This window comes from Ruegeria sp. CE9 (assembly GCF_056537425.1).
On record NZ_JBQFRO010000007.1, the window covers coordinates 99279 to 125910 of the forward strand.

A 26632-nucleotide genomic window follows, 5' to 3' on the forward strand; every position below is an offset into this window, starting at 1 on the left:
TTCAGCCGCCTCCATGCCCCACTCAGCCTGCGAAGACTCGCGCCGTGAGGCAAGAGAATTCTCCTGCTTCTTCATTTTAAAGAAGGAAACACCATGTCATCCCTTGTCAAATTCTCAGTCACTGCTGCCAGCCTGCTCTGCACCACTACAGCATGGGCTGCTGATTACCAGGTGAAACGGTCACTCGAACTTCCGCCCGCGACCCCACAGGTCTGGCATCTGATAGGCGACTTCTGCGACATTGATGATTGGCACCCCGATGTGTCAGCATGTTCGCTGAAAGTGATGGACGGGTCGCTGACACGTGTTCTGACGATGGATACAGGAGAGCAGGTGATCCAAAAGCGCATCGCTCAAGAGGAAGGGCTATCTTACACTTACAGGACGGTCAGTTCCGCATTGCCCATCGAGAAATTCACGGCAACATTGTCGGTTCAGCCCGGTGAAAACCTGCTCATCGAATGGATTGCTAACTTCTCCTCCGATGATCCCGCGATGGAAAGTGTCGTCGTCGCGGACATCGAAGCAGGATTGTCAGCGATCGAGAGCATATTCACACCGCGCTGACATCGGCTTCGCAGATTTATTAAAGTCAGGCGGAAGAAACCAGCTTTCCGACGCCTGACAACGCTATCTGATATGTTTCCATTAGGTGGCAACTGAGACTTGCTCCAGGCAAAAAATGCAGACATTTCGCAGAGTGAACGAGAGTTTTCTAGGAGCGGAAACTCATAGGGCATTCATCGCGAACCGCTTGCGGCCCAAAGCCGACCTTGATCAAGGTCAGACGTTGCTGCAGTCGCAGCCCAAATTCCGGATATTCGCCGCGTCTGCAAAATCTTAGGTGGATCGAACTGACACTAGGCAAACGAAGCCTCCGGATTGGATCACTAATTTGGTTCTGCAATCTCAGATTGGAAGGCCTGCCTTCAGCCAACCTTCCCGCCATTGCTCCGAGCATTCGGGAACGCTGAATATGGGCAGTCTCGTTTGCTCTTTAGTGTCGAGATCCGGACGAAGTTCCTTCAGTTCAGCGACCGCCGCCTTTGCTGAATCAAGGTCTCCGTTTTGAGCCAAGGACGCGATGAGCATGAGATGCGTAATCACGAATTTCGCCCTGATGGCCAACGCATTTCGGTTGGCCTGTACAGCTTCAGCATAGCGGCCAAGTTGGAAAAACGAGGAGGCTTGCCCGACATAGGCTGCGTGCCGCATCGGATCTTTCGGACTGAGGTTGATCGAGTGCGTCGCGTGTTCCAGCGCTTCGTCGGGTCTGTCGAGAAAATTCAGATTGATGCCAGCGAGCATGTGAACGATCGCAGCGTTCGGATTTTCAGCGAGTGCTTGTTTGAAAACTGCGCGAGCTCGCGGCAAGTCTTGTGCGAGCATAGAGATCGAATGTGCGGCGTAAGCCAACGCTATTCCATCCGCGCGATCACTTAACAATACACGTTCTGCCGCGGCTACGGCGGCCTTCGGCCCTTCGTCAATCGGTTTCAGTCCCTGCACCATCCTTTGGATATGCAACCACGCAAGCAATCCAGCTGCTGACGAATAATCAGGATCACGCTCCAACGCCAAACGTGTAAGGCGAATGGCCTCACGGTTGTCTTCGTCTGTCAGCAGGTGAAAGTGTGATTGAGCCTGGAGGTAAAGTTCATACGCATCGAGGTTTTCTGTCGGTTTCGCCCGAGCGCGGACTGTCTCGGCATGGCGAACGGACGGTTCGATCGCCGCAACAACTTCCTGTGTGACCTGATCTTGAAGGTCAAAAACATCGTCCAGCATTCCATCAAAACGATCGGCCCAAAGATGGCTGCCATTCTTCGCATCAATTAACTGTCCTGTTATCCGAAGACGCTGGCCTGCGCGCCTTACCGACCCCTCAAGCACATATCTCACGCCGAGCGCCTGCCCAACTTCGCGAATGTCGGTGCTCTTACCTTTATAAGTAAAAGATGAGTTTCGCGCCACGACCATCATCCAACGAAATCGAGACAACTCTGTTATGATGTCCTCGGTAATTCCATCGGCGAAAAACTCTTGTTCCGGGTCGCCCGACATGTTGTCAAACGGCAGCACAGCAATACCGGGTTTCTCAGATTTGACCGTTGCACTGGTAGCCGCCGAACCGACAGGCCACTGCCAGACGCCAACGGCTCGAGTAATGTTTTTCAACTCAGTCCGCTGGCCGCCCGAGAACGACGCGGCGGCATTCCTGTCCAAGCTGTTATGTGCAGTATCTGAAAGCAGTATCTGCCCCGGTTCTGCTAGTGTCTCCAGACGGGCGGCTATGTTGATACCGTCTCCGAATATGTCATCGCCTTCCGAAACGACTTCGCCGGTATGTATGCCGATGCGGATTTGGATTTCCTGTGGTCGGTCAGCCGTCTGAACAGCAATCGCGAATTCTGTCGCGGCTGATGCGGAGCGAAACTCGACAATCCAGCCGTCGCCCATGCTTTTGATCAGTCGTCCTTCATAAACTACCAAAGCGGGCATCAGATGATCTTCACGGAAAGTCTTCAGCGCTTTGAGCGTTCCGTCCCTGTCCTGATCCATCAACGCCGAGTATCCGGCGACATCCGCCGCCAACACCGCAGCAAGCCTCTTTTCCATGTCTCTTCCCCCGCTTGTTGGAGGCTAGCCTGCAGAGAGGGCACTGTCAGCCAGATATTTTGAGCAGGGAAGTTTTATCGGGAAGGCACAACCGCTTTGGGTTCGCTCGTGCCTTGGGTGCATTGCAGCATCCATACGCCAAGCTGATCCTTTCGCAATAACCCCGCCAATATTCCGAATGACATGAACAACTAGCTATAACACAATATGGTTGAGGAGAGTGCTATGTCAGATGTTTTTGACCGCATTTCAGACTGGTTGCAGAAGCTGGCCTTCTTCGATGGGGATATCGGAGGTTTGGTCCAGCATTTAAGTCATCGGTTGGTCGATGGTGGAGTTCCGGTCGCGCGCGTTTCACTGGGTCGTCTGATAATGCACCCCGTTATTGGGCTGCTTGATGCGACTTGGGATGCTTCAAGCGATCGAATAGATTGGACTGTTATGCCGCGGAGTTCGGTTACGGATGATCTTTTTGACAAAGCTCCATTTGGTGAAAACACAAAAGTAACAGAAAAACTCGCTAAGAAGTTCATGCATACCGAGATTTGGGACTTGGTCGACAGCATGGATGGCGAATTTGAAATGATGCCGTCAATTCGCGCTGATCTCACTGATCCATCGATCCGGGAAAACTACCCAATTTACCAAAAGCTTGCGGCATCTGGCATCACTGACTACCTCGTTTTTTCTGCTCCGTTCGGAACACGCACAATAAGTTTCGACAGCGGGTCAGAGTGGCTGCTTGGTATCTCGGTATCATTCGCCACAAAGAAACGGTCGGGTTTTTCCGACCGGGAGATCAATGGCCTGAGGCGTCTTTCAACACCTTTGTTTGGGACGGCTCGTGTTTTCTCTGAGCAGTTTTTAGCGGCTGAACTGATGGAAGCATATTTGGGCAGGATTTCAGGTCGCTCTGTCTTAAGTGGACAAATATCGCGTGGGGATGTTCGAGAGATCGACTGTGCGCTGCTATACAGTGACATGCATGGCTCGACGGCCCTAAGTCAACGTCTGTCTCCGAAAAAATACGTCGCGGCAGTTAACCGATACTTTGACTGTGTTGCTGGAGCGGTTCACGACCACGGGGGAGAAGTGTTAAAATTTGTTGGCGACGGCTTGCTTGCGATATTCCCGTTTGACGGACGTAGAAGGTTACCAGAGGACATGTGTGAAGCAGCATTGTCGGCCGCAAGAGAAGCGTTCCAAAGACGGGAGGAAATCTTGACTGAGGACCGAATGGATTTCGGTATTGGTCTGCACATGGGGGCTGCCGTTTACGGAAATGTCGGCACTGAAAGAAGGCTGGATTTCACGGTGACTGGCTCCTCGGTTGCTAAGGTTAGCAGATTGGAAGACCTGACGCGGTCCCTAAAAGCTCCACTACTTGCTACCGGTGAGTTTGTGAGACTCGTCTCCGAGAGTTCCGATTTTCTAGGGTCGCACAGCTTGCGTGGTTTCGACGACGAAATCGAGGTATTCTCCTTCCAGCCCTTCACTTAGCTTTAGATTGCTCTGGCGGTGATGTCAGTTGCCAGTATTACAATTGAGAAATCAAAACACGATCGTAAGTAGGGCAACCGGCCCAAAGCGGCCCTTGAATCGATAGTGGTGATGCTGCGTCTGCAACCTGTATTGCTGACATTCGCTGCAACTGCATTTTTTGTAAATGTGCACGTTCACGCACTGCAAACAATGCAGCCAGCACCTGATCAGCAAAAAATGTGTGGCCGAGGTGTAACTTCTCATCCCGGTCTTGGTTTGGCGCCCGCTGCCCCCTCTCGGGAGATTGCTGCCGTAATCCTCACCGGGCAGTGGATGTTGTGCGCGGATCAGGGTGCTCTCGATTATTTGCGAGTAGTGGGGAACGGCTCCGCTTTGGTTCAAGGTATCCATGTTCGACTCCCATAGAAGGCCCGACAACACCGCTTCGGCGGATCAATAATTTTGCGCCAAACCGTTTGACTGGGAAAGCCTCGTTACCGAAGTCCTGACCCTAGCCAACGTGTTGCTCGGCCACGATTTCCCCAAACCTGTCGAAAAACTTGGCTGAAAGTTTTTTTGCAGTACCTGCAATCAACCGGCTGCCCAATTGCGCTATTTTTCCGCCGATTGTGACCTTGGCAGTATAGGATAGAACCGTTTCCTCGCCCTCAGTGTTTAGACGGACATCCGCTCCCCCTTTGGCAAAGCCCGCAGCGCCTCCCTTTCCTTCACCAGTCAGAGAAAACTCGTCCGGGGCTTTGGAGTTGTCCAACGTTACCTCGCCGCTAAAGCGCGCCTTTACGGGGCCGATTTTGAGCACAACTTTGGCCTCCAAGTGTTCGGGAGAATGCTGGATCAATTCCTCACAACCGGGAATGCACTCACGCAACACATCCGGATCATTCAGCGCTCGGTACACGACGTCACGCGGAGCAGAGATACGGATTTCGTCATTTAGTTCCATTTGAGAGTCCTTTACTCAACAGCATCTTGGGAAAACGCGAAGTGCGGTCTCGGTCGCCTCTTCCGGGGTCTGTTCCGGCTTCACAGTCTGAAGGGATTGCAACCATTTACGCCATTTTTTCATCATGCGACGTCTCCTCGGAATTGTCTGAATTTCGCCAGAGAATGATCTCGGCGAGGATCGACAGAGCGATTTCGTGCGGGTCGATTGCGTTGATATCCAGACCGGCCGGTGACTTGAGCCGACTGGTCTGCTCAGTGGTCATTCCCTGCGCTTCCAACCTCTCGCACAACACCTTGGCCTTGCGGTGGCTCGCGACCATCGAAACGCGTCGTACTGGTGATTCAAGCGCAGATTTCAGCGCTGGGCCATCGCCCTTCCCCTGTGAGGCGACCACCGCGAAATCGAGTGGTTCAACCCCCAATGCGTTTAGGTCATTTGGATCAAAACCGATGAATTCCACCGAGCTTTCGGAACCTTCAGGCAAACAAACACGCAACCCGATCAGCGCCGCGTGCGCGGCAAGCGCGTGTGCAATAGGAGACTCTCCGAAAATGATCAGGCGCGGGGCGTGCTGATAGGGTTCGATCAGCAAATCGACCGTTCCGCCCGAAGGACAACCGCTTTTGAAGGTCTCAACACCATCCGGGTCTGTCATCGCCACTACCTTGTCTGAAGGTTTCACGCGGATCATTTTCGGAGTTCCACCCGAAAGTGCCTCCTGCGCCGATGCGCGTACAACGCGCTGCACACACGCTCCGCCCAGATGCCCCAAAATACACCCGTCCCGCGTGATCACGGCCTTGCCACCGGCCTTGGCCGAGGTTGCGTCGGCAGTGCGAAGGACCGTTGCCACGCAAAAGGCGTCGCCCTTTTGGCGCAACTCCTCAATCGTGTCGAAAATGTCGAAACCTGCCATCGACGTGTCCTTTCACAGTTTTCGGAATTCGGGTTCCAACGCCGCCAGCGCGTCGAGTGTGTTGGCCGGTAGGTGCGCATCCAGATAAGGTTCTGCGGCCTGCATAGCGGCAGCAATGGGCTGATAGTCTTTCCATCCTTTAAGAGGATTCAGCCAGACGATCCGCCGCACCTTGCGCCGAATCCGGGCCAGAACATCTCCCAAGGCCTCAGGCGACGCGCTGCAATAACCATCCGAGAGGATCAAGACGATCGTCCGCCCGTTCAATGCGCGAGCACCATATCCGTTCAGAAACCTCTCAAGGCTTCCCGAGATGTCGGTCCCACCGCCGAACCCTTCGGCCATGAGTGATAACCGGCCAGCTGCGCGCAGCGTGTCGTGATCGCGCAGCGCATCCGTGACGCGCATCAGGCGGGTATGGAAGAGATAGGCGTCCGCCTCTGTTCCACTGCCGATTAGACCCTTGAGGAAGGCCAGAAAGACCCGCGAATAGACCGTCATCGATCCACTAACATCGCACAAGGCCACAATCCGCATTGGGCGCGGCGGGCGGGCGCGACGGTACAGGTCCATTGGCTCTCCACCCCGCGCAAGGCTGGCCCGCTGTACGCGACGCATATCCAAAGCAGGTCCACGTAACGCTTGTTTCTGCCGACGCGAGCGACGGTCGCGGATCGCACGCGCGATGGCGGTTGCGGCCTGTTCCGCCTGCCTCAGCGCGTCTTCATCCATCAACTCACGCAAATCCCGGCGCGACAGGTTGACCGTTCGGGTCGCAATCAGTTTCCCGTCTCTCCCCACGGCCTCCCCGTCGCCGGGATCGGGTGCGGCGGCCTGATCCGTGCCGGTCTCGGATTCCTGGCTATCCTGGCTCTCTTGCTGCCAGATCATCGGCTTGGCGGATTGAACTCGCACATGCGCGGTTTGGGCGGTTCCCGTGCGCTGCTTGCCTGTGTTGAACCAATAGGCTTCGAACAGGTCATCAAACCTCCGCCAATCGTCGGCGTCACCGGCCAGCAAAACGCAAAGCGCCTGCTGGGCCTGTCTGACATCCATCGCCTCAACCGCCGCCAGCGCAGCCAATGCGTCCCCCGTTTCAGCCGGTCCGACGCGCAGTCCGTTCATGCGCAGATGCGCGATGAAGCCGGACATTCGTTCCGACAAACCAGATGCGCGAGTGGGGAACCGGGTGACCTGCATTACGCCACCTTTCCGATCAAACGATCCGTCACCTCGGGCGGAGCAGCGTCGTAGTCGGCAGCGGTTTTCAGAAGGCAAACAAGGGTCGCCTGAACTTCTTCGCGGGACTGCGCCATGTCGTTTACACCCAGCCCAGAAAGAGCCGCCGCCCAGTCTAGCATCTCTGCGATGCCGGGGGTCTTCTCCAAGTCTTCTTTGCGAAGCGCCTGCACTACGCCAACAATCTGGCGCGCCAACAGCCCTTCAACTTCGGGCATGCGGGCTTTCAGGATCGCCATTTCCGTTTCACGCGATGGGTAATCAAGGAAACTATACAGGCATCGACGCCGCAGCGCGTCCGAAAGGTCCCGCGTCCCATTCGCCGTCAGGATCACGATGGGCCGCGAACGCGCCTTGATGGTGCCAAGCTCGGGGATGGTGATCTGAAAGTCCGACAAAATCTCAAGCAGATAGGCCTCAAACTCCTCATCCGCACGGTCGATTTCATCGATCAGAAGAACAGGTGGTTCTTCTTCGCTGATCGCTTCTAGTAAAGGTCGCTTCAGCAGATAGTCATCAGTGAATAGCTGGGCCTCGCTGGTGCCACCCTGTGCCTCGCTTGCACGAATAGCCAGCAACTGGCGCTGGTAATTCCATTCATATATCGCGTGGCTGGCATCCAGCCCTTCGTAGCATTGCAACCGGATCAACCGCGCCGCGCGCTGTGCTGCCAACGCCTTTGCGACCTCGGTTTTCCCGACCCCTGCTGGCCCTTCCAACAGCAGCGGACGCCCAAGCAACTGCGCCAGATGAAGCGCCATCGCCAATCGGTCATCGGCAACGTAGCCCACCTCGGCCAAGCCTTGCTGAATGTGCTGCAAGCTCATGCAATTCTCCCGGATTGCCGCCGCGCCGTATTCCAGCGCGGCAGCTTTTCCTGTTAGCCGTGCATTCCCAGACCGTTGGCGATCTTCCAGATACGCCAGTGGTCATGCGGCATGTGGCTTTGGACTAGGCCAAACGGACGGAAGGCATCATGCACCGCGTTCGAGAACGCAGGAACGCCCCCGACATTCGGGCTTTCGCCAACGCCTTTTGCACCGATCGGGTGGTGCGGAGACGGCGTCACCGTGTGATCGGTGGTGTAGTTGGGCGTCTCCCACGCGGTGGGTAAGAAGAAGTCCATCAACGTACCGGTCTTGACGTTACCCATCTCATCATACGCGATTTCCTGACCCATAGCGATTGCCAGAGCCTCGGTCACGCCGCCATGGACCTGACCTTCGATGATCATGGGGTTGATCCGGGTCCCGCAATCGTCCAGCGCATAGAACTGCCTGACCTCCCATTCGCCGGTATCGACGTCAATCTCCATAACGCAGATATAAGCTCCGAACGGATAAGTCATGTTCGGCGGGTCATAGTAGCTGACCGCCTCTAGACCGGGCTCCAGCCCTGGGATCGCCTGATTGTAGGCGGCAAAGGCGATTTCCTTCATGGTCTTGAACCGCTCAGGCGCACCTTTGACTGAGAACCGATCCACGTCCCATTCGACGTCGTCGTCATGCACTTCCAGCAAGTAGGCTGCGATCATCTGCGCCTTGGCGCGGATTTTGCGGGCGGCCATCGCCGTTGCCGCACCGGCCACAGGTGTCGACCGAGACCCATAGGTCCCAAGCCCATAAGGCGCGGTGTCGGTGTCACCTTCCTCCAGCGTGATATCGTCGGCAGGCAAGCCGATCTCACTGGCGATGATCTGGGCAAAGGTCGTAGCATGGCCCTGACCCTGAGAGATCGTCCCCAGCCGCGCGATGGCGGAGCCGGTCGGGTGGATGCGGATTTCGCAGGAGTCGAACATACCCAGACCGAGGATATCGCAGTTCTTGACCGGTCCGGCCCCGACAATTTCGGTGAAATGCGTCAAGCCGATGCCCAGCAGTTTGCGGGTCTTTCCGGCTTTGAAGTCCTCGATCCGCTGCGCCTGTTCCGCCCGCAGACCTTCATAATCCACGGCCTTCAACGCCTTATCCCACGCAGTGTGATAATCACCCGAGTCATACTCCCAACCCAGCGCGGACTGGTACGGGAACTGATCGGCCTTGATGAAGTTGATACGGCGCAACTCGGCCGCGTCCATGTTCAGCTTGATGGCCAGTACCTCGATCATCCGTTCGATGAAATAGGCAGCTTCAGTCACCCTGAACGAGCAGCGATAGGCCACACCGCCCGGCGCCTTGTTCGTGTAGACTCCGTCCACAGCCAGATAGGCGGTTGGGATGTCATACGAACCGGTGCAGATATTCATGAAACCGGCTGGAAACTTGGTCGGGTCGGCACAAGCATCGAATCCACCATGATCGGCAGTAGTATGGCACCAGAGACCAGTGATCTTGCCGTCTTTTGTGGCGGCAATCTTGCCCTGCATCCAGTAATCGCGGGCAAAGGCGGTAGACATCAGGTTTTCCATCCGGTTCTCGACCCATTTCACCGGCTGGCCGGTGACGATCGAGGCGACAACCGAGCAGACGTAGCCTGCATAAGCACCAACCTTGTTGCCGAAGCCACCGCCGATATCAGGGCTGATCACTCGGATATTGTGCTCGGCCAACCCCGAGATCAGCGACACGACGGTCCGGATCGCGTGCGGGGCTTGGAATGTACCGTAGAGCGTCAACTTGCCGGTCACCTTGTCCATGGACGCAACACAGCCGCAGGTCTCCAACGGACAAGGGTGAGTCCGATGGTAATAGACCATCTCTTCGGCCACGACATCGGCCTCGCCTAGAACCGCTTCGGTGGCGTCTTTGTCGCCCTGCTCCCAGGTGAAGATGTGGTTGTGATGTTTGCGCGGCCCATGGGCGCCTTCGGTCTGGCCCGCGAGGTCTTCGCGAAGGACAACATCCGATTGTAGCGCCTCAAAAGGATCGGTCAGGACTGGCAGTTCTTCGTAGTCGACCTCGACCAGCTCTGCCGCGTCCGCTGCAATGTATCGGTTTTCAGCGACGACATAAGCGACTTCCTGGCCCTGGAACAGAACCTTGCCATCGGCCAGCACCATTTGCTTGTCACCGGCCAGTGTCGGCATCCAATGCAGGCCCAGCGGCGCAAGGTCTTCGGCGGTCAGCACGGCAACCACACCGGGCACAGCCAGCGCAGCGTCCTTGTTCACACTGACGACACGAGCATGTGCGTAAGGCGAGCGGACAAACGCGCCGAACAGCATCCCGTCCAGCTTGATGTCATCGACATAGTTGCCCTTGCCTTGGGTAAAGCGCACATCCTCGACGCGTTTGCGCGAGCTTCCCATCCCTTTGAGGTTGGCGGCGCGTTCTTCGGGGGTCATGGTTTGATCGTTCATTCCGCAGCCTCCTTCTGTGCGTTCAGCATGTCAGCCGAGGCTGAGATCGCCTTGACGATGTTCTGATACCCAGTGCAGCGGCAGAGGTTCCCAGACATGCCGAAGCGGATTTCTTCCTCGGTCGGGTTCGGGTTTTCCTGCAGCAGGCGATGCGCGCGGGTGATCATGCCCGGCGTGCAGAAGCCGCACTGTAGCCCGTGATGTTCGCGGAACATCTCTTGCAGAACACCAAGGCTGCCATCGTCATTGGTCAGCCCCTCGACGGTGGTGATATCAGCACCGTTCACTTGCGCTACGAAAGTTGTGCAGGATTTGACGGATTTACCGTCGATATCCACGGTGCAGGCGCCGCAATGGCTGGTCTCGCACCCAATATGAGGACCGGTGATTTTCAGATCTTCCCGCAGGAAGTGGATCAACAGAGTGCGCGGCTCAGCCAGACCTTCGACCTGCTTGCCGTTCACGGTAAGTTTGATGTGCATTTTCGACATGAGTGTTTCTCCCCTCAGACCGCACGGCTTTGCGCACGGTCGATGGCGCGGCACAGCATTACGGCGGCAACGTGTTTCTTGAATTCGACGGGGCCGCGGTTGTCAGCCACCGGATCAATCGCGTCGAGCATTGCCGAAACGCAGCCTTCGACGTCACCACCCGCCAAAGCGCTGCTCGCATTTACGGACCAGACGGGAGTGTCGGCCAGATTGGTCATCGCAACTGACGCCGTACCATTTCCAACCATCACTGCGGCGGCAGCGGTAGCGTAGTCGCCTATCTTGCGTTTTTGCTTTTCGTAGGCTTGCCCCACGCCGGATTCGGGGACCGGAATCGAGATGCGTGTCAGGATTTCCTCATCTTCACGGGCGGTGAAATAAGCAGCCTCGTAGAAGTCACGTGCCGCAACGCTGCGGTTACCATCGGGACCGGACAACTCAAACGTGGCGTTCAGGCACTGCATCAATCCCGGCATGTCATTCCCTGGATCCCCATTGGCGACGTTGCCACCAACCGTGCCCATATAACGCACTTGCGGATCAGCGATCTGCAATGCGGCTTCGCGGATCAACGGAATGGCCGTGGCCAGACCGTCATGGGTGATCAGTTCGTGCTGAGTCACCATCGCGCCCAATGTCACGGTGTCGGACCTGACCTCGATCCCTTTGAGCTCCTCAATCGCCTGCAGGTCGACCAGATGGCCCATCTCAGCCATGCGCAGTTTCATCATAGGGATCAGGCTGTGCCCGCCTGCGATCACGCGCGCCTCGTCTCCGTGTTCCTGTAGAATGCCGATGGCCGAGGCGATGTCGCCTGGCCGGTGATACTCAAAACCGGCTGGTATCATGTTTTTCCTCCCTGGGTCCGAGCGGTGTGCCTTGGGGGACCTGCGGATAGGAAAGAGCGGCGCGCCCAGGCGTTCCAGACAGTAGGAACCGAGCGCGCAGGTTGTTTCACGAAATGCGAATAGACTGCACGAGTTGCGATCAGAGGCCCAAAGCCTCGCGAATGTCTGTCAGACGCGATCGGCTGACTGGAACCTTGTTCAACGCGTCGATATCGTCGAAATAACAGGTACCGTTGTCCTTGTGACGTTCAAATCTTGAGACATGTTTGGGGTTCAACAGGTAACTTCGATGGGCGCGCAAAAACCCATCTGCTTTCAGACGGGTTTCGGCCTCGGTGATCGACCAGGGGCAGAACAGTTTTTCAGCACCCAAGTAAAGGACAGTATAGTGCCCTTCGGCCCTGATTGCGGCGATACTGGCAGGTTCGGTGAAATAGGTCTGGCCTTCGCGTTCGAAAGGCACACCTGCACGTAGAGAGGTAGGTTCCAGCGTGCGTTCGGGCACCAACTTTTCTTTCGGTTCGATGAACGAGATCCCGGTCAGCAGAAAAGCTCCGCAGATCAGGAAAACAGACAGCGTGACGCCCATTGCCAGAACCTGATTGTCCAGCGCGGGTCCCGCACCGCCGGCGGTGTCAATTGCTACAAAGTCGGTCAGACCGGTAGCCACAAAGTGCATAGTAAAAACGGCCAACCCAAAGCAAATTGTGCCCAGCAGAATATTGCGTTGCGTGCGGTTTCCATAAGCAACCCAAATAGCCGCGACCGACAGCATCACCGACGCCAACGTCGCCAGAGCTACGTCCAAAACATTGTACACGGGGCGGCATAACTGCATTCCGGCCATGCCGATATAGTGCATCACCACGATGCCCAGCCCCACGATCACCCCCGATCCGATCATTGTCTGAGGCGTACGCGGACGGAAATGCAGCAACAACAACGCCAGCCCAACCATCAAGATCGCTACAAGCGCAGAGATCAGAGTGATCAGAGCGTCGTAGTAAAACAGTATCGGCAGCTGCAGGCCCAGCATGGCAACGAAATGCATCGACCAGATACCGCCGCCCAGAATGACCGCAGCCAGAGCAACGACAAGCTTGCGACGTTGGCTATCCAGCCGGGACGCGCCATGCGTCAGATAAAGGCCGGTAAATCCGGCCATCAGCGCCACGGCCAAAGAGGCCGCCACAAGCCAGGCGTTGTGCGAATAGTCCAGCATATAGGTGTACCCGCCCTCCCCAGCGCGTGTCTGACGTTAGCAAACTGAAATTCCCGGCACAATCTACTCTGACTGGACTGCAGCAGCACGTGCAGAGGAATTCGAACGGTCTCAGTGAGGCTAGCAAAGCTGTCCTGTGTTCTGCATCAAGTTCTCGCCATTCGGCAGCAGCGGCGGAACGGGTCTGCACGAAAGTGTCCTAGCTAGAGGGGGATCGCTCATAGTTAATAAGATGGTTGCGGATCTAGCCATGAAAGATGGCGGTCATCTGCGGTTCTGTTGCGAAGTTTTGGTTGGCTGAAGTGAACGCGCTGTAGCAGCAGGTTTAAGAGGCAAGTTCCGCGAACTGGCGAAACGGACAGAGTCCGGGCGTGAGTTGATCTTTGCGGATCATGTGCGCCACTTCGATTCCGTCCAATGTTGCTGCTGCTGATGCGAAGGCTTTGAAACCCAGCATCGGGCGGGTTCGTCTTTTTGATGAGACGGTGGTCTTATTCCACAATGTTGTTCAAGAATTTCCGCCTGACCATTTCAATTGGGACTGGGCAACCAAAACCTTTCAACATCTTGTTTATGGCCTTGATGCCAGCCGTGTTGGCACTGCTGTTGTCGATGACAATCTTTCTCGGAAGGCCGTTGACTTCCAACGTCTGGGCAAAGAATTTGGTGGCGGCGGGTTTGTTTCGTTGCTGCGAAAGCATGAAACCAAGCGACTTAACGTGCTTGTTGACAGCTCGATTGAGGTAAACCCACGCGCCATTAACATTGATGTAGGTTTCGTCCATTCTCCAAGAGCGGTCGCAAGATTTCTTGCGGCGACGAGCGGTCTCTGCAATTGCGCTAGAGTATCTTTTCACCCAGTGGTTAAGTGTCGTGTGATCCACCGCGACGCCTCGCTCGAGCATGATTTCTTCCAGATCGCGATTGGACACGCCGAAACGGACATAGAAGAAGACCGCGAACGGGCCAAGATGCTGCGGTAGCAGCCCACATTCCTGCCATTCGCAGCAGTCGCGAAATCACGTGTTATCCGAACAGGAACTCTGCTGGACAAACTCGCCGTCTTTTAGTCTTGGCACAATTAACGCTGGTCACCCAAAGCGGTAACTCACAGTAGGAGCCAACATTCAGAGAAAATAGTCCGACAATGTCGGTTTGCTCAGAAGAGTGCGCGATGTCGGCGTGGTGTTGAGATCGGTGTAACGATATCCCCAATAATCCCCATTAAAATCCATTCGCCCAAAATTTCAGTTACCGAATTTTTCTCGGTCACCCGTTTACACCCTGCTTTAGCAGAAATTGGTTCTTAAAATTCTTCAGCCCCGGCATAACGTCAGCGTTGGCGATATCTTCGCTTGCGTGGATTTCTTGTTCAAGAAATTCTTGTAATGCATCGCTATCGTCGCTGACGAGTTCAATGATTAAATCGTAGCGCCCTGCGACCCATAGAATGAAGACCACTCGAGGGTGCTTTTCAAGACGCTCGGCGACCTGGCGCGGGGTCACACCCGTGGCCACATTCAACCCAATCATCGCGTCGGTGGTGTATTCCGTGGCTACGGGATCAGACATCGCAACGATCCGCAACATGTTGTTGTCCCGCAACCCGCTTACCCTGTTGCGAATGGTTCCTTCAGATACATCCAACTGCTGCGCAATTTCAGAGAAGGCCATTCGACCGTCTTGCTGTAAAAGCCGGATGATTTGTTGGTTCAAGTCATCTCTTGGGGATCGAATGTTCTGGGTGATGCGCATATTGGATTTCTTCCTGACTGACATATGCTTTAGGCTCGGTTGCTGTATTCGCAGCTCAGATTAGGTTAGGGTGTCGAATTCCGCAATTGCTACCTGGAAATCTCTGGGCGGAAGTGCGAAAAACGACATCTTTTGACCTCTGCGCTTCAGTTTTCAAGTACCATACTGCGTGACTATTAACGATTTTTTAGCATTATTCTGGCGAGTTGGTGAACCACGCTACGAATTCGATTGAATTATTCGAAATTCGTATCTAAATGCCGTTTTTTGACCAGAACACTTCTGATTCTTGCTGAAATATCTACATAGTCAGCGGATATCGAAATCCGGGAGGGCTGACATACGATATTCGCAATGAACATCAAACCAGCGCGGAGGGACAAGTCTGCGAGCAGACTATCCGCGAGAAACGGTAAAAAAAACCTTGCGCTAAGCTCTCCACCGGTGGGCGCAAGTGGCAGCGTCGAAGGGAGGAGTAATGACAATTGCCGAGAAAAGCGCACAGGCAGTTGCCGGGCCTCAGCATGGGCTGATCGCTGAGGCGTATCGCAGCGAAGAGTTCTGGCAGCGGGAGTGCCAGACCGTCCTGGCCAAGAATTGGGTATTCATCGGGTTTGCCCATCAGATGGCTGATCCCGGCGACGCACATCCTGTTACCTGCGCCGACTTGCCGTTGTTGGCGGTGCGCAACCGTGATGGTGCAATACAAGTATTTCATAATGTTTGCCTGCACCGCTGCATGACACTGGTCGACAAGCCCAAGAATGTCGGCAAGCTGATCCGCTGCCCCTATCACGCCTGGGCCTATGATCTGGATGGTCGCCTGAGGGCTGCACCGCATTTTGCAGGAACCGGAAAGCAGGAGTTCGACGGGTTCGACATCAAAAACCATCGACTGAAACCGGTCCGCACCCATGTCTGGCACGACTGGATCTTCGTCAATCTGGATGGAAATGCACCAGATTTCGAAGATTATGCAGCACCCTTGATCAGCCGGCTCGAAGGGATGGACTTTGATAGGTTGGAACCAATTGGATTGCTCGATTTTGGTGAGATCGACACCAACTGGAAGCTGATTATGGAGAATTTTATCGAGCCCTACCACGTCCAGTTCGTACATGCCTCGACCACCGATCAGCCCTTGGAAAACCACTATACCATCATCGATGGCACCTGTATTGGCAGCGCGGTGGACCTGAATGAAGAGCTGGGCACATCCGGCAGTTTGGGTGTCAGCTCTCGTTATCTGACACTGTACCCCAATTTCATTCTGGGTCGTTACTTCCCGGATCAGCTGGGCGTTTATTTAAACGTTCCCATTGGCCCTGGAAAAATGCGCCAATACCGAGCGCTTTATACCACCGAGGGCCAGAAACTGAGCATCGAAGAAGTACAAGCTCTCAGGAACCTATGGTGGGATGTCCATAAAGAAGACCACGAGATGGTCGAGCGCATGTTTGAAGGCCGCAAATCCCCGGTCGCCGAGGATGGCGGGCTTTTGTCGCCCGCCTGGGAGGATAGTGTGCGCGCCTTTCAAGATTTGATCGAGCGTGACGTGGCCGGCGAATAAGCAAGAAGGAACAAAGACAATGAGCAACTCCATATCCAAAGGGTTTCGTCTGGCCCATACGATGATGCGGGTCACAAACATGGAGAAGTCGCTGGACTTCTATTGCGGAATTCTTGGTATGGAGGTGCTGCGGCGCACGAATTACCCCGAAGGAAAATTCACCAACACGTTTATCGGTTATGGGCCCGAGGCCGAGTTTCCCACGCTGGAGCTGACCGCCAATTGGGATCAGGACACGCCTTATGACAAGGGTAACGGCTGGGGACACATCTGTATCGAAACACCGGATGTCTATGCCGCATGCGAACAGCTGGCTGCGGCCGGAGTAAACATTACCCGCCCGCCGGGACCGATGAAAAACGGCACAAGGGTCATCGCCTTTTGCGAGGACCCTGATGGTTACAAAGTCGAATTAAACGAATCCATACTAAAACATCTGTCGCAGGAAGGCTGATCACATGGGTGAAACACCTCAACTTTTCAAATTCGATCTGGTTCAAAACCGTTACGACTCGATGGGCGACAGCGATACCTACATCAAACCGATGGTGACTAGCGAATTCAGCAAGTCGATGTGCGGCGGTATCAATGTACTGAATAACATCAAGGTGCCTTGGGATCTGACCTGTGACGAGATCATTTATTGTCTTGAGGGTACCTTCCGGTTGGTCTGCGACGGTAAAAGCTTTGTCTGCAACCGTGGTGACGTGCTGTTTGTTCCCAAGGACAACCACATTTCCTACGAGGCGGACGGCAAGTGCGTGATCTTCTATGCCGCCTACCCTCACAACTGGAAACAGCTTGCCGGGATCACTCAGGTTCCGGGCATTGACCCTGAAGATTTTGTACCCGGCTGAGCACCTATTCGCTGAGCGACAAGACGACAGAAACCAGTACAAACGCCGGGGCGTCACCCTCGGCGGACAAAATCTAATAGCCATTCGATGGGAGGATGCCGAATGCCCAAGGATAATGCCAACGCCCGCATCTATTTTGAGACATTCCACGACGCTGTAGAGCGGAACCGCCCGCATATCCCAGAAGTTCAACAACGTTTGGAAGAGACAGGTGTCAAGTATGTTATGGCCGCGTGGATCGACCTGCATGGCATTCCAAAAACCAAACCCGTCCCGATAAGCGATTTTGAACAGCTCTGCCTTGGGAAAGGCCCGCAATTTGCGGTGCATTCGATTTCGTACGTGCCCGAACTCAGCCCCGCCGACAGCGATCAAGTGGTGGTGCCGGATCTTGACGCCGTCTACGTCTGTCCATGGGACACATCAATGGCGATCATATTCTCGGACCTGTACTGGGAAGATGCGCCTTATAACGTTTGCCCGCGTCAGGCCCTGAAGCGCGCAATGCACGAAGCTGCGCTGGAAGGGTACACCGGTTATGCCGGGGTAGAGCCCGAGTTCATCGTAATGAAATACGACGACGCCGGTCAGCCGGTGAAGGCCTTTGACGACGACCCTTTTGTCGGCGTCCGACCACGCCGTCAGGCTTTTGGCTATGACGTTGAATACTCGATCGACTCGATGGCATTTTTGAAAGACATGATCGACATCATCGAAGGTCTGGGTTGGAACCTGCATGACGTAGTCGCCGAGGGTGCGTATTCACAGTTCGAACTTGATTTCCACTATACCAACATGCTGGAGATGTCCGACCGTCTTGCGTTTCTGAGGATCACTTTGAAAGAGGTGGCAAAAAAGCACGGGATGTTCGTGACCTTTATGCCGAAACCGACAGTGGGCGACTGGCGATCGGGAGCGCATATCAACATGTCGATGCAGCATGAAAGCCGTCCGGGTGAGAACATTTTCGAAACGCCCGATGGCGACTGGAGCGACGAAAGCCGATGGGCCGTCGGCGGATTGATGCAGCACGCTGAAGCGATCACCGCGATTACCTGTCCGACGGTGAACTCCTACAACGGCCTCGTGCCTCGTGTCGGTGGATTTGAGGGTGGCACAGTCACCTGGGCACCAACCAATATCACATACGGTTTCAATAACCGCTCGGCCCAGTTCCGCCTGCCGCAGAGCCGCCATTGCATCGAAAACCGCGCCTGCGACATGACCATGAATGTCTATCTCGCGATGGCGATGCATCTGAGTTGCGGAGTTATGGGCATCAAAAACAAGATTGACCCGGGTAAACCGACAGATTTCGACCTGTATTCCAAAACCGAAACCGAGCTTGCTGAGCTGGGGATCCGGCGTTTGCCGCGCACTTTGTTCAATGCGATCGAAGCCTTGCGCAGTGACGAAATGGCGGAACATGTGATGGGGCCAGTGATGCGTAAATCATACCTCGATTACAAGAACGACGAGTGGGAGCGCTATCATCAATCAGTCACGGATTGGGAAGTTAAGGAATATCTGCGGCTTTACTGAACCCAGGACGGACCAGATGATGGCGGAATTTCAGATATACGAGCTGGGTGACCTGCCGCTCCTGTCGGGCGACACATTGAAGGACGCCAAACTTGCCTATCAGACTTATGGCACATTGTCGGCGACAGGTGACAATGTCATCGTCCTGCCGACCTTTTACACAGGTACAAATTCTCGCAACGAAGGGTTTTTTGGCCCAGGTCGAGCGATTGATCCGGCACGGCATTTCATTGTCAGCCCAAACCTGTTTGGCAATGGTCGTTCGTCGTCGCCATCGAATACGCCTGCGCCGCAGGACGGCCCTCGCTTTCCGCTGATACAGATGTGGGACAACGTCGCCGCGCAGCATCGGTTGATCCACGATCACCTTGGCATCAAAGAAATCGCTCTAGTCGCTGGCTGGTCCATGGCGGGCTGTCAATCCTACCAATGGGCGGCGCAATACCCAGACATGGTCCAGGCGATATTGCCCTTTTGCGCGTCGGCCCGAACTTCACCGCATAATTTCGTATTCCTCGAAGGGGTCAAGGCTGCCCTCTGCGCAGATCAGAATTGGAAAGATGGCAACTATGTTAAACCGCCCGAGGTAGGTCTCAAGGCCTTTGGCCGCGTTTACGCGGGTTGGGCCTTCTCTCAGACCTTTTACCGCGACGGGCTTTATCGCCAACTCGGGTTTCAAACCATCGAAGAGCTGATGCAGGATTGGGAGCGCGACCACGTGCTGGGCTGGGATGCCAACGACCTGCTGGCCAAGCTTGCAACCTGGCAAGCTGGCGATATCTCTACCGGGCCGCTTTACAATGGGGATTGCAAACAAGCACTAGGTGCAATCGAAGCTCGTGCCATCCTGATGCCGTGTACGCAGGATCTGTATTTCCCACCCGAAGATAATGAAATCGAAGCCCAACACATGCCTAACGCCATCTTCCGCCCTTACGACTCGCCATGGGGTCATTGCGCCGCAAACCCGGGCAATGACACAGGATTTACGGCACAGTTGGATCTCAATATCCAAGAGCTTCTGCAAGATTAAAGCTTAGCAAAGAATATGAAATTGTACTCGGCCCTTTGTGACCGGCACTTTCTTCAAGTGAAGAGCGGCAAGTCGGAAACTGAACTGCAAACATAACGACTTAAGTAACTTTACCCTTTGGACAATTTGTCCCATTTTGCAATGTCCGCTTTTCTGCGTTTTACTGACAGTGACACCAGTTGCAGAATTTGACACAGTGGGCTCCTTGCAGAACTCGGTGCAGACGCAGCACAAGCCACTGCCCTGCTTTCCACGATACATCCAACGGCCCCAAGGAGACATTGGGCGGTACCCCGAGATGCTGCGATCGCAGCCCGCTTTCCGGTCATTCGCTGCGAGTGCGAAACTTTAGATAGGTCGAACTCCACAAATGCGGACTTTCCCGACATCCGTTTCGGTTGCTCCAATGTCGGCTTCCGGGAACGTCGGCAGCCAAAGATCCAAAACGGTTGTCGTCGCCCGATGAGCTGCTCATAGCGAAGAACTGTGAATATTAATCTTCCTTTGGCCCAATTGATGGTTCCCCACGGCGCAATTGCTTTCATCTTTTCCGGATAAGTTGCGCCGACAGCGTAACGGTTACTCTAGATTTATGTAAACGATTTTGCATCCGTCATCCGGATCGGTCGACTCTTCTATCCTAATATCAGTCATTTGATTGCCAACTTTCGCGGCTAGAATTGCTGTGAGCACATTCTTTCCAGCTGCACTTGTTGGGTCGAGGCGCAAATATTCACCCGCTTCAGGAATACAGCCAAGTTGAGTTTCGTCTCCCGATGTAGAAATCCAAACCGGATCACGATCAGCGCGTAGCGAGATAACATCAATAGACACGTCCTCACAACTAATACCGGAACACTCTGCAAAAGACGCATGTGGCGATGTAACTAGAAGCATCGAAGCGAACAAAAAGAGACTTTTTTTCAATGTTCTATCCTCCTTGCAAGATTAGTTCATTGAATGTGAGATCAAAGGAATAATTGCCGCCGGTCGCGGTGGGTACTTTTGTTCGGGGTTGCAAAAGAGCCGCTTTTGCTTGATTACATATGCCCCATTGTGAACACCAGTCACATACCACTGCGAGTGTTCACTCACATTTTGCGATGCCCAGTACTCTATGTGATCTACCATACCAACTACATAGCGAGGTATAGTTCCACTCGCAGAGTCGAACTTCTCCCTCGCGGAACTGGCTCCTTGGGTTCCCGGAATAATCGCGTCTAGGGCCGCTCCGAATAGGCAGTCGCCATTCACCGACATTGCCCTGACAAATGCTGCCGTTTTGGTGCTACCTCCTCTGGCTCCGTTGCTGAACTGCGATGAAATCCGCCACTCACCATCTTCGGCTAGACGTACATCAGTGAACGACTGCACCTTATGTCTGTACTCATGCCATATTGGTTCACCATTCAGATAGCGATTTGGATCAAGTCTGCGCACCTCCTGGGCCACTGAACTCGATATGTTCAGCAACACGGTACTCAAACACACAAGAATTATGCGATACGCGCCCATGATAGCCTCAGCTTGCGGCATCACTCAAATTCCAGTCAAGAATTTAATCCCCTGACAGCTCAGCAGACCCGTCCCGGGATTGGGCCTTGGTTCACCTTCCGGACCTACACTCACGTTAGTTAGCCTCGCACAAACGGCCGTCTTGGCCGCCGTTTCAAGACCGGACCTTCCAGCACGGCGCAGCATCCGTCATAGTTGGGCTCTCTCGTTGAATCCACCGCGCCGTGTGCGAATAGCCGCCTTGCCAAAATCCTTTAGAGTGTCATTTCGCCCCGTTCCCCAAAGGACCCCATTATAACTATAAGGCCCCGGATCTCCCCAGGGCCTCGCCGCCTTAGTGGTTATCTTCCCACCAGCAGAAGTCGACGATCTCAGTGCATTTGCACACCCAAACATGCGCTTCGGCGGTGCCTGAGCTGAAGGCGGTAAAGCCTCCAGCAATTAGCAGGCTTAAGATGAGTATTTTGTTCATCGGAACCTCCATTATTTGATGACACAGATGTAGCCTTTGTTTGTGCACATGCTTCCGGAACCGCAGTCATTGGTCTCGAACAGCTTGTTCCAGAAGTATCCGTTTCCGGCCTCGGCGGTGCCGGTCGATAGACTGGCCGCTAAGAGGACGGCGGGGATCAGTACTTTCATGGCTTTCTCCAGTTTTTTGAGTTAGATGACTGCGCAACCGGCGTAGGCTTCCTCAACGTAATTGTCGCGCCAGCAGACGATAATGAACGAAGCGAGATCTACCTCCTCCGGCGTGGCTACCTCAGCCGATACCGGGATCAGCTCACATTCATCGTACGAGACATCAGGCAGACACTTGTCGAAGGGCGACGAGATTGCGAGTTGGCGGTTGCCTAGCTGTTCACACTCTTCATAGGTGCCTAAGCACGCTTCATAAGCCGACGAGATTTTGACTGGACCCTGGTGCTCAGTGCAACCACCTGTATCGATGGCCAGTGCCTGGGTGGTGACGAGTGCCGCAGATGCGACGGTGGCGATAGAGAGTTTCTTCATGACTTTGGTCCCTTTATTTTGGGGCTGCCTAGAAACAGCCGATGAATGAAGAAGTACGGTGGTAGGCCAAGCTCTGTGGCGAGCTCGACCTTGGTTTTGGGCGACTTGCGCTCCATTATTTGACAACCTCACCGCATATGACGAAGCCACCAAAGGCCTTGATACACGCTTCCTCTGCCAGGGCAGAATTGGCTGCCAGGGTGGTTGTTGCGACGATCATGGCCGCCAAAAACTTGATCTTCATGTGTCTTCTCCTGAGTAAATTTTCAGTTTGTGATAGGTCACGAATCGATTGGTAACTCAGCGAGCGATTCTTTCCAAAACATTGAAATATTGTAATTATTTTTGAAATCAGAAGTATTTTCCCGGATCTGGATCGAGACTGGCTGTGGTAAAATAGTTTGGAAATCCATTCTATCTCGAAAGTTGATGGACAGCTTCGCTGAGCCATTGGTAAGTTGGCCTTCCGCAACACGCGCAGACATGCCTAGGAGGTTAAAGATGACCGACCAGACACGACTGAACACTGAAACCGCGGAAGCGGTAGATGCGAGCTCCTCATATATGCAGCGTGCATTTGTACGCATGGCATCGGAGTCAAATCGCCAAATTATGAAAAACAGAGCATGGAGAAGTGTATTCAACATTGATCAGCATTTCAGCAGCGATGAGCAGATTGTTGTGGGTTTTGCAGGCTTCATCATGAAGTATCTTGGTGCTTCATGCTCGCCTTATACGTGGCTGGGCAAAGACGAGGCCTATGGTCTTGTCGCGCAGCTAATTCGCGACCCGATCAAGATCGAGAATGGCAAAGCCAAGCGTATCACTGACGCGAAGATTGATGCGTTCCTGTCGGGTGCTGCCCAGCGTGGCTTGGTTGAGGTCATGCGTGAAGACAAGCGAGATAAGCGATTCAAGTGGTATCGTCTTGCAGAGGGTGTCTTGCCTAAGTTTGAACAGTACCTCCAAGATTGCGAGAAAATCGATCTCGTTGTGAAGGCTCAGATTGAAAATCCGGATAAACCCTTTGCCGGTAAAGAACTACTGCGAGAAGAGAGTATCTATAGCAACGCCCTTGATCAGCAATTTATCGATCCGCGGGCTTGTGAGATCCCATACTACAAGGATTCGAACGGAGACACAGTTTTGAAGACGGAGGGAAAAGTGCTAACACGCCCAGCAATGAGCCTTGCCGCGCTCGCTCTCGCGGCATTCGTAGGTTTTGGCAGCTATTTAGTTTCAGTCCAGGGTGCGCAGGCAGACATGTCTGACGCTCTAGGTGGATCGAAGCCAAAGCTGATCCAGACTCACTAAAACGTTGCTGTTCTTGTTGACTCAACAAGAACAGCAATGAGTTCAGAAGGTACTGTGAAAGCACAGTTAGTAGTCTGCCGTGATTGCGAAAGTATCGTGCTAGATGTTGCCGCAATGTGACCGAATCTTGAAAGATCGAGATTCGCAAGAGCCATCAACATCTGATAGTCATAACTGAATTTTGTTACACCTACTGAGCAATTGCCAAGAGATTGCCAACTGCATCAAGCATACGGTCCTGAAGCACTCCGCAGATCAGTCCAAAAAAGGCTGCCCAACGCCAGTTTGGTGTAACCTTTGCAGTAGGAAGCAATGGAACAGCAGTGGCTATGGCGAATAGAAGGTTTCGTTGCAAAGTTTTAGGTCAGCCAAATGGTTCTGCGATCACTTCAGTTCAGATTGCCAACGCGGAAAATTGACGAAACGGACAGAGTCCGGGCGTGAACTGGCCTTTACGGATCATGTGCGCAACCTCGAAGCCCGCCAGAGTCGCTGATGCCGAAACAAGAGACTTGAAGCCGAGCATCGGGCGGGTTCGTCTTTTGATGAATCGATGGTCCTGTTCCACGATGTAGTTCAAGTATTTCCGCCTGACCATTTCAATTGGGGCCGGGCAACCAAAACCTTTCAGCATCTTGTTGATGGCCTTGATGCCAGCCGTGTTAGCTCCACTTTTGTCGATGACAATCTTTCTCGGAAGGCCGTTGACCTCCAGCATTCGGGCGAAGAACATGGTGGCCGCGGGTTTGTTTCGACGCTGGGAAAGCATAAAATCAAGTGTCTTGCCGTGCTTGTCGACAGCTCGATAGAGATAGACCCAATTGCCTTTCACCTTGATGTAAGTCTCGTCCATTCTCCAGGAGCGGTCGCACGGTCCCTTTCGACGACGCGCCGCTTCACCGATTGCGCTTGCATACCGCGTCACCCAGCGATTCAGCGTCGTGTGATCCACTGCAACGCCTCGCTCATGCATGATCTCTTCTAGATCGCGATATGACACACCGTATCGGACATAGAAGAACACAGCGAATAGGATCACATCCTTCGGATACTGCGCGCCTTTGAAAGAGATCATAAAAACTGACTTTCGACTTCAATATTTCGATATCCAATCACTCGAAGCACTTATGAGCGTCAACGGTCAAAAGTTTGCAACAGATCCCAACCACACAACGCGGCAGTTCTGCGAAGAACTCAAGGAGCTGACCCCTGCGCAGTTTCTTCCGGAGAACAGCGTGACCTGTTCTAACCGCTCCGTGCACCTGGAAAATGTTCTTCGCCAAATCCAGGCCAATAATGCTAATCTCTTCCATAGACGCCTTCATTCAAGTTGTTTGCAAACCCACAATGGCACATCGAGGCCAACAGGGGCGCCTACACCTTCACAACCAACAGGAGTGGTCCCAAATGGAAGAAGTTTGGTCAAGTTATCCATTGTCCCATCGCTGATCTTCAAAACTATATCTCGCAATTAAGCCGCCTGTTTATTCATGTGGTTGTACCTGCTGATACGGATTGTGCTTAGACCGCTGTATCAAATGACCAAATGCACAATTAGAAAGGCCTATTGGTAGCGTTACTTGCGATGCTTTGAGACGGTTGACCTTCCGCTCAGCATTCATTGTAATTTGTTAAATCCAGACTTAATTCGCTGCAAAACGCCAGTCTTAGCGTCAGATGACCTCGTCTTCTTTTTGGACGGCAGACCGTCTTTGGTCGTTTCGGGTTTCTTTTCCTTGTTGAACCGCTTGGCAAAGGTGTCGTGGTCATTGATTGTTTCACGTGCATGGCGAAGAACTGGCACAAAAGTTTCAATAGTCGTATCGACATCACCGATTACCAGACCGTCATCCAAAGTCCCGAACAGCTCTAGGTCTGGAAGATCAAAGCGGCGATTTTGAACCTTTGGAATGCTTGGCGGTGGATCTAGCCTGTGAAGGCTTTTGTCACGAAAAAGTGCGTCCAACCATTCTTGCTTGCTTCGAAACGCAACTTCATAACGAGACTTGGCGTTAATTTCGTCTAGGCTCGGTTCCACCAATTCCGCTAATGCTTCAAGTGTCGCGGTATAGGTCGCTTTGATATTTGGATCGTTCGAAAAAACATGGCGCTGAGGACGCGCCAGGGGATCCGCGTTTCGTGGCATGATGCTTCGGACGCATGACGCCTCGGGCACCACTATGTAATCACCCTGCAAGGCAAGCCCATAACCCAGACAACCCTCACCCAGATAAGTCTCTTCTGCGCCCTTTTTTACACAAGATTGCGCAATACGGTATAGGCATGTCGTTCTATGTACAGCCCATACAAGCTGCATAATGTTTTGTGTCAGATATTCCATCCGACCCACTATGTTTTGGGATGCACGACGTGGAAACAAATTCTGCAGGTACTGCACCAAATAAAGAAGCTTAATATCTACCTCATTGGCTGAGTGGACCTGATATTGATAGAATGAGCCGACGGCAACAGAAGCGCCCGGATCGTTATTCAAAGCGGCGACGCAGGATTTGGTGCCATCTAAAAGAACAAAATCATCGTCCGCAGACATCAAGCAATAGGGTGTCGAGCAGGCCGATGAGCCATCGACAATGCGGGACATTACCGACGATTTTGGCCTGTGCAGATACGTGACTGCATCATCACCATCAAAGTTTCCCGGGTAAGCGACATCGCTACCATCAGCGACAATAATGTTGAGCCCCAGTTCCGTCTTTATGTAGTTAACCATCAGTCGCAGCTTTTCATGCCGATTAATGGTCAAGATCAACACTTCAACTTGATCTTTGAGTTGCATAATAGCTGCTTCCACCAAGCGATTATTTCGCGACTTTCTATATTCATGAGTGTCACCAAAAACAAGCGACGTTGTTCACTACGTCTTGTGCAAATTGTGTCAATAAGATAGCGCTCAGCGCCAGTAACCCTGGTTAGGTTCTATACTCGCGAA

General features: G+C 53.7%; 25 protein-coding genes and 2 pseudogenes. 8 read left to right on the forward strand and 19 right to left on the reverse strand.

Annotation, left to right across the window (positions count from 1 at the left end):
• Positions 1-93: 93 nt before the first annotated feature.
• Positions 94-567, forward strand: a complete 474-nt coding sequence (locus ACR0B3_RS14605; RefSeq protein WP_480809723.1) for an SRPBCC family protein — start codon at positions 94-96, stop codon at positions 565-567.
• Between the two features lie 342 nt (positions 568-909).
• Here ACR0B3_RS14605 and ACR0B3_RS14610 read toward each other — a convergent pair whose 3' ends face one another.
• Positions 910-2619, reverse strand: coding sequence for an adenylate/guanylate cyclase domain-containing protein (locus tag ACR0B3_RS14610; protein ID WP_480809724.1), 1710 nt, complete (start codon positions 2617-2619; stop codon positions 910-912).
• 225 nt (positions 2620-2844) lie between these two features.
• Here ACR0B3_RS14610 and ACR0B3_RS14615 point away from each other — a divergent pair, with 225 nt between their 5' ends.
• Entirely contained in the window at positions 2845-4119 is a 1275-nt protein-coding gene (locus ACR0B3_RS14615; protein ID WP_480809725.1) for an adenylate/guanylate cyclase domain-containing protein, read from the forward strand.
• Between the two features lie 493 nt (positions 4120-4612).
• Here ACR0B3_RS14615 and ACR0B3_RS14620 read toward each other — a convergent pair whose 3' ends face one another.
• From ACR0B3_RS14620 to ACR0B3_RS14665, 10 genes and pseudogenes are all read right to left on the reverse strand, one after another.
• Positions 4613-5065 carry an SRPBCC family protein gene (locus ACR0B3_RS14620; RefSeq protein ID WP_480579758.1) on the reverse strand — a complete coding sequence of 151 codons (453 nt, stop codon included), beginning with the start codon at positions 5063-5065 and terminating at the stop codon, positions 4613-4615.
• 106 nt (positions 5066-5171) lie between these two features.
• Positions 5172-5984 (reverse strand): XdhC family protein, encoded by an 813-nt coding sequence (locus tag ACR0B3_RS14625; RefSeq protein WP_480809726.1) that lies wholly within the window; start codon positions 5982-5984, stop codon positions 5172-5174.
• A gap of 12 nt (positions 5985-5996) precedes the next feature.
• Positions 5997-7184: a vWA domain-containing protein gene (locus ACR0B3_RS14630; protein ID WP_480809727.1), complete on the reverse strand. Its 1188-nt coding sequence runs from the start codon at positions 7182-7184 to the stop codon at positions 5997-5999.
• Entirely contained in the window at positions 7184-8050 is an 867-nt protein-coding gene (locus tag ACR0B3_RS14635) for an AAA family ATPase (RefSeq protein ID WP_480809728.1), read from the reverse strand. The genes ACR0B3_RS14630 and ACR0B3_RS14635 overlap by 1 nt, the downstream gene beginning before the upstream one ends.
• A 53-nt stretch (positions 8051-8103) precedes the next feature.
• On the reverse strand, positions 8104-10521 hold the full coding sequence (locus ACR0B3_RS14640) for an aerobic carbon-monoxide dehydrogenase large subunit (RefSeq protein ID WP_480809729.1): 2418 nt from the start codon (positions 10519-10521) through the stop codon (positions 8104-8106).
• Positions 10518-11012: a (2Fe-2S)-binding protein gene (locus ACR0B3_RS14645; RefSeq protein ID WP_480809730.1), complete on the reverse strand. Its 495-nt coding sequence runs from the start codon at positions 11010-11012 to the stop codon at positions 10518-10520. The genes ACR0B3_RS14640 and ACR0B3_RS14645 overlap by 4 nt, the downstream gene beginning before the upstream one ends.
• 14 nt (positions 11013-11026) lie before the next feature.
• The gene (locus ACR0B3_RS14650; protein WP_480809731.1) at positions 11027-11860 is read right to left on the reverse strand and encodes an FAD binding domain-containing protein; all 834 of its coding nucleotides are present in this window, start codon (positions 11858-11860) and stop codon (positions 11027-11029) included.
• A gap of 139 nt (positions 11861-11999) precedes the next feature.
• The gene (locus ACR0B3_RS14655; protein WP_480809732.1) at positions 12000-13082 is read right to left on the reverse strand and encodes an MHYT domain-containing protein; all 1083 of its coding nucleotides are present in this window, start codon (positions 13080-13082) and stop codon (positions 12000-12002) included.
• Positions 13083-13407: 325 nt separating this feature from the next.
• Positions 13408-14068: pseudogene (locus ACR0B3_RS14660) on the reverse strand (IS6 family transposase).
• 283 nt (positions 14069-14351) lie between these two features.
• A complete protein-coding gene (locus tag ACR0B3_RS14665; protein WP_170683586.1) occupies positions 14352-14798 on the reverse strand; it encodes an Lrp/AsnC family transcriptional regulator in 447 nt (148 codons plus the stop codon).
• 517 nt (positions 14799-15315) lie between these two features.
• On the opposite strand from ACR0B3_RS14665, the gene ACR0B3_RS14670 reads away from it, so the two are divergent.
• From ACR0B3_RS14670 to ACR0B3_RS14690, 5 genes are all read left to right on the forward strand, one after another.
• Positions 15316-16407 carry an aromatic ring-hydroxylating oxygenase subunit alpha gene (locus ACR0B3_RS14670; protein ID WP_480809733.1) on the forward strand — a complete coding sequence of 364 codons (1092 nt, stop codon included), beginning with the start codon at positions 15316-15318 and terminating at the stop codon, positions 16405-16407.
• Between the two features lie 19 nt (positions 16408-16426).
• Positions 16427-16861: a lactoylglutathione lyase gene (gene gloA, locus ACR0B3_RS14675; protein WP_480809734.1), complete on the forward strand. Its 435-nt coding sequence runs from the start codon at positions 16427-16429 to the stop codon at positions 16859-16861.
• 4 nt (positions 16862-16865) lie between these two features.
• The gene (locus ACR0B3_RS14680) at positions 16866-17264 is read left to right on the forward strand and encodes an AraC family ligand binding domain-containing protein (protein ID WP_480809735.1); all 399 of its coding nucleotides are present in this window, start codon (positions 16866-16868) and stop codon (positions 17262-17264) included.
• A 102-nt stretch (positions 17265-17366) separates the two neighbouring features.
• Positions 17367-18806: a glutamine synthetase family protein gene (locus ACR0B3_RS14685; RefSeq protein ID WP_480809736.1), complete on the forward strand. Its 1440-nt coding sequence runs from the start codon at positions 17367-17369 to the stop codon at positions 18804-18806.
• 16 nt (positions 18807-18822) lie between these two features.
• The gene (locus ACR0B3_RS14690; protein ID WP_480809737.1) at positions 18823-19839 is read left to right on the forward strand and encodes an alpha/beta fold hydrolase; all 1017 of its coding nucleotides are present in this window, start codon (positions 18823-18825) and stop codon (positions 19837-19839) included.
• A gap of 579 nt (positions 19840-20418) precedes the next feature.
• Here ACR0B3_RS14690 and ACR0B3_RS14695 read toward each other — a convergent pair.
• The 5 genes from ACR0B3_RS14695 to ACR0B3_RS14715 form a co-directional block, all read right to left on the reverse strand.
• Positions 20419-20766 (reverse strand): hypothetical protein, encoded by a 348-nt coding sequence (locus ACR0B3_RS14695; RefSeq protein ID WP_480809738.1) that lies wholly within the window; start codon positions 20764-20766, stop codon positions 20419-20421.
• A gap of 922 nt (positions 20767-21688) precedes the next feature.
• Entirely contained in the window at positions 21689-21826 is a 138-nt protein-coding gene (locus tag ACR0B3_RS14700; RefSeq protein ID WP_480809739.1) for a hypothetical protein, read from the reverse strand.
• Positions 21827-21837: 11 nt separating this feature from the next.
• A complete protein-coding gene (locus ACR0B3_RS14705; protein ID WP_480809740.1) occupies positions 21838-21996 on the reverse strand; it encodes a hypothetical protein in 159 nt (52 codons plus the stop codon).
• A 21-nt stretch (positions 21997-22017) separates the two neighbouring features.
• The gene (locus tag ACR0B3_RS14710; protein ID WP_480809741.1) at positions 22018-22368 is read right to left on the reverse strand and encodes a hypothetical protein; all 351 of its coding nucleotides are present in this window, start codon (positions 22366-22368) and stop codon (positions 22018-22020) included.
• 115 nt (positions 22369-22483) lie between these two features.
• Entirely contained in the window at positions 22484-22612 is a 129-nt protein-coding gene (locus ACR0B3_RS14715; protein WP_480809742.1) for a hypothetical protein, read from the reverse strand.
• A gap of 257 nt (positions 22613-22869) precedes the next feature.
• Here ACR0B3_RS14715 and ACR0B3_RS14720 point away from each other — a divergent pair, with 257 nt between their 5' ends.
• A complete protein-coding gene (locus tag ACR0B3_RS14720) occupies positions 22870-23682 on the forward strand; it encodes a hypothetical protein (RefSeq protein WP_480809743.1) in 813 nt (270 codons plus the stop codon).
• Between the two features lie 394 nt (positions 23683-24076).
• Here the strand turns inward: ACR0B3_RS14720 and ACR0B3_RS14725 are convergent, their stop codons facing one another.
• The 3 genes and pseudogenes from ACR0B3_RS14725 to ACR0B3_RS14735 all read right to left on the reverse strand — a co-directional run bounded on the left by ACR0B3_RS14725 (position 24077) and on the right by ACR0B3_RS14735 (position 26479).
• The gene (locus ACR0B3_RS14725; protein WP_480809744.1) at positions 24077-24757 is read right to left on the reverse strand and encodes an IS6 family transposase; all 681 of its coding nucleotides are present in this window, start codon (positions 24755-24757) and stop codon (positions 24077-24079) included.
• A gap of 82 nt (positions 24758-24839) precedes the next feature.
• A pseudogene (locus ACR0B3_RS14730) lies at positions 24840-24995 on the reverse strand (IS110 family transposase); the annotation flags it as partial.
• Between the two features lie 305 nt (positions 24996-25300).
• Entirely contained in the window at positions 25301-26479 is a 1179-nt protein-coding gene (locus tag ACR0B3_RS14735) for a TIGR00180 family glycosyltransferase (protein ID WP_480809745.1), read from the reverse strand.
• Positions 26480-26632 lie beyond the last annotated feature (153 nt).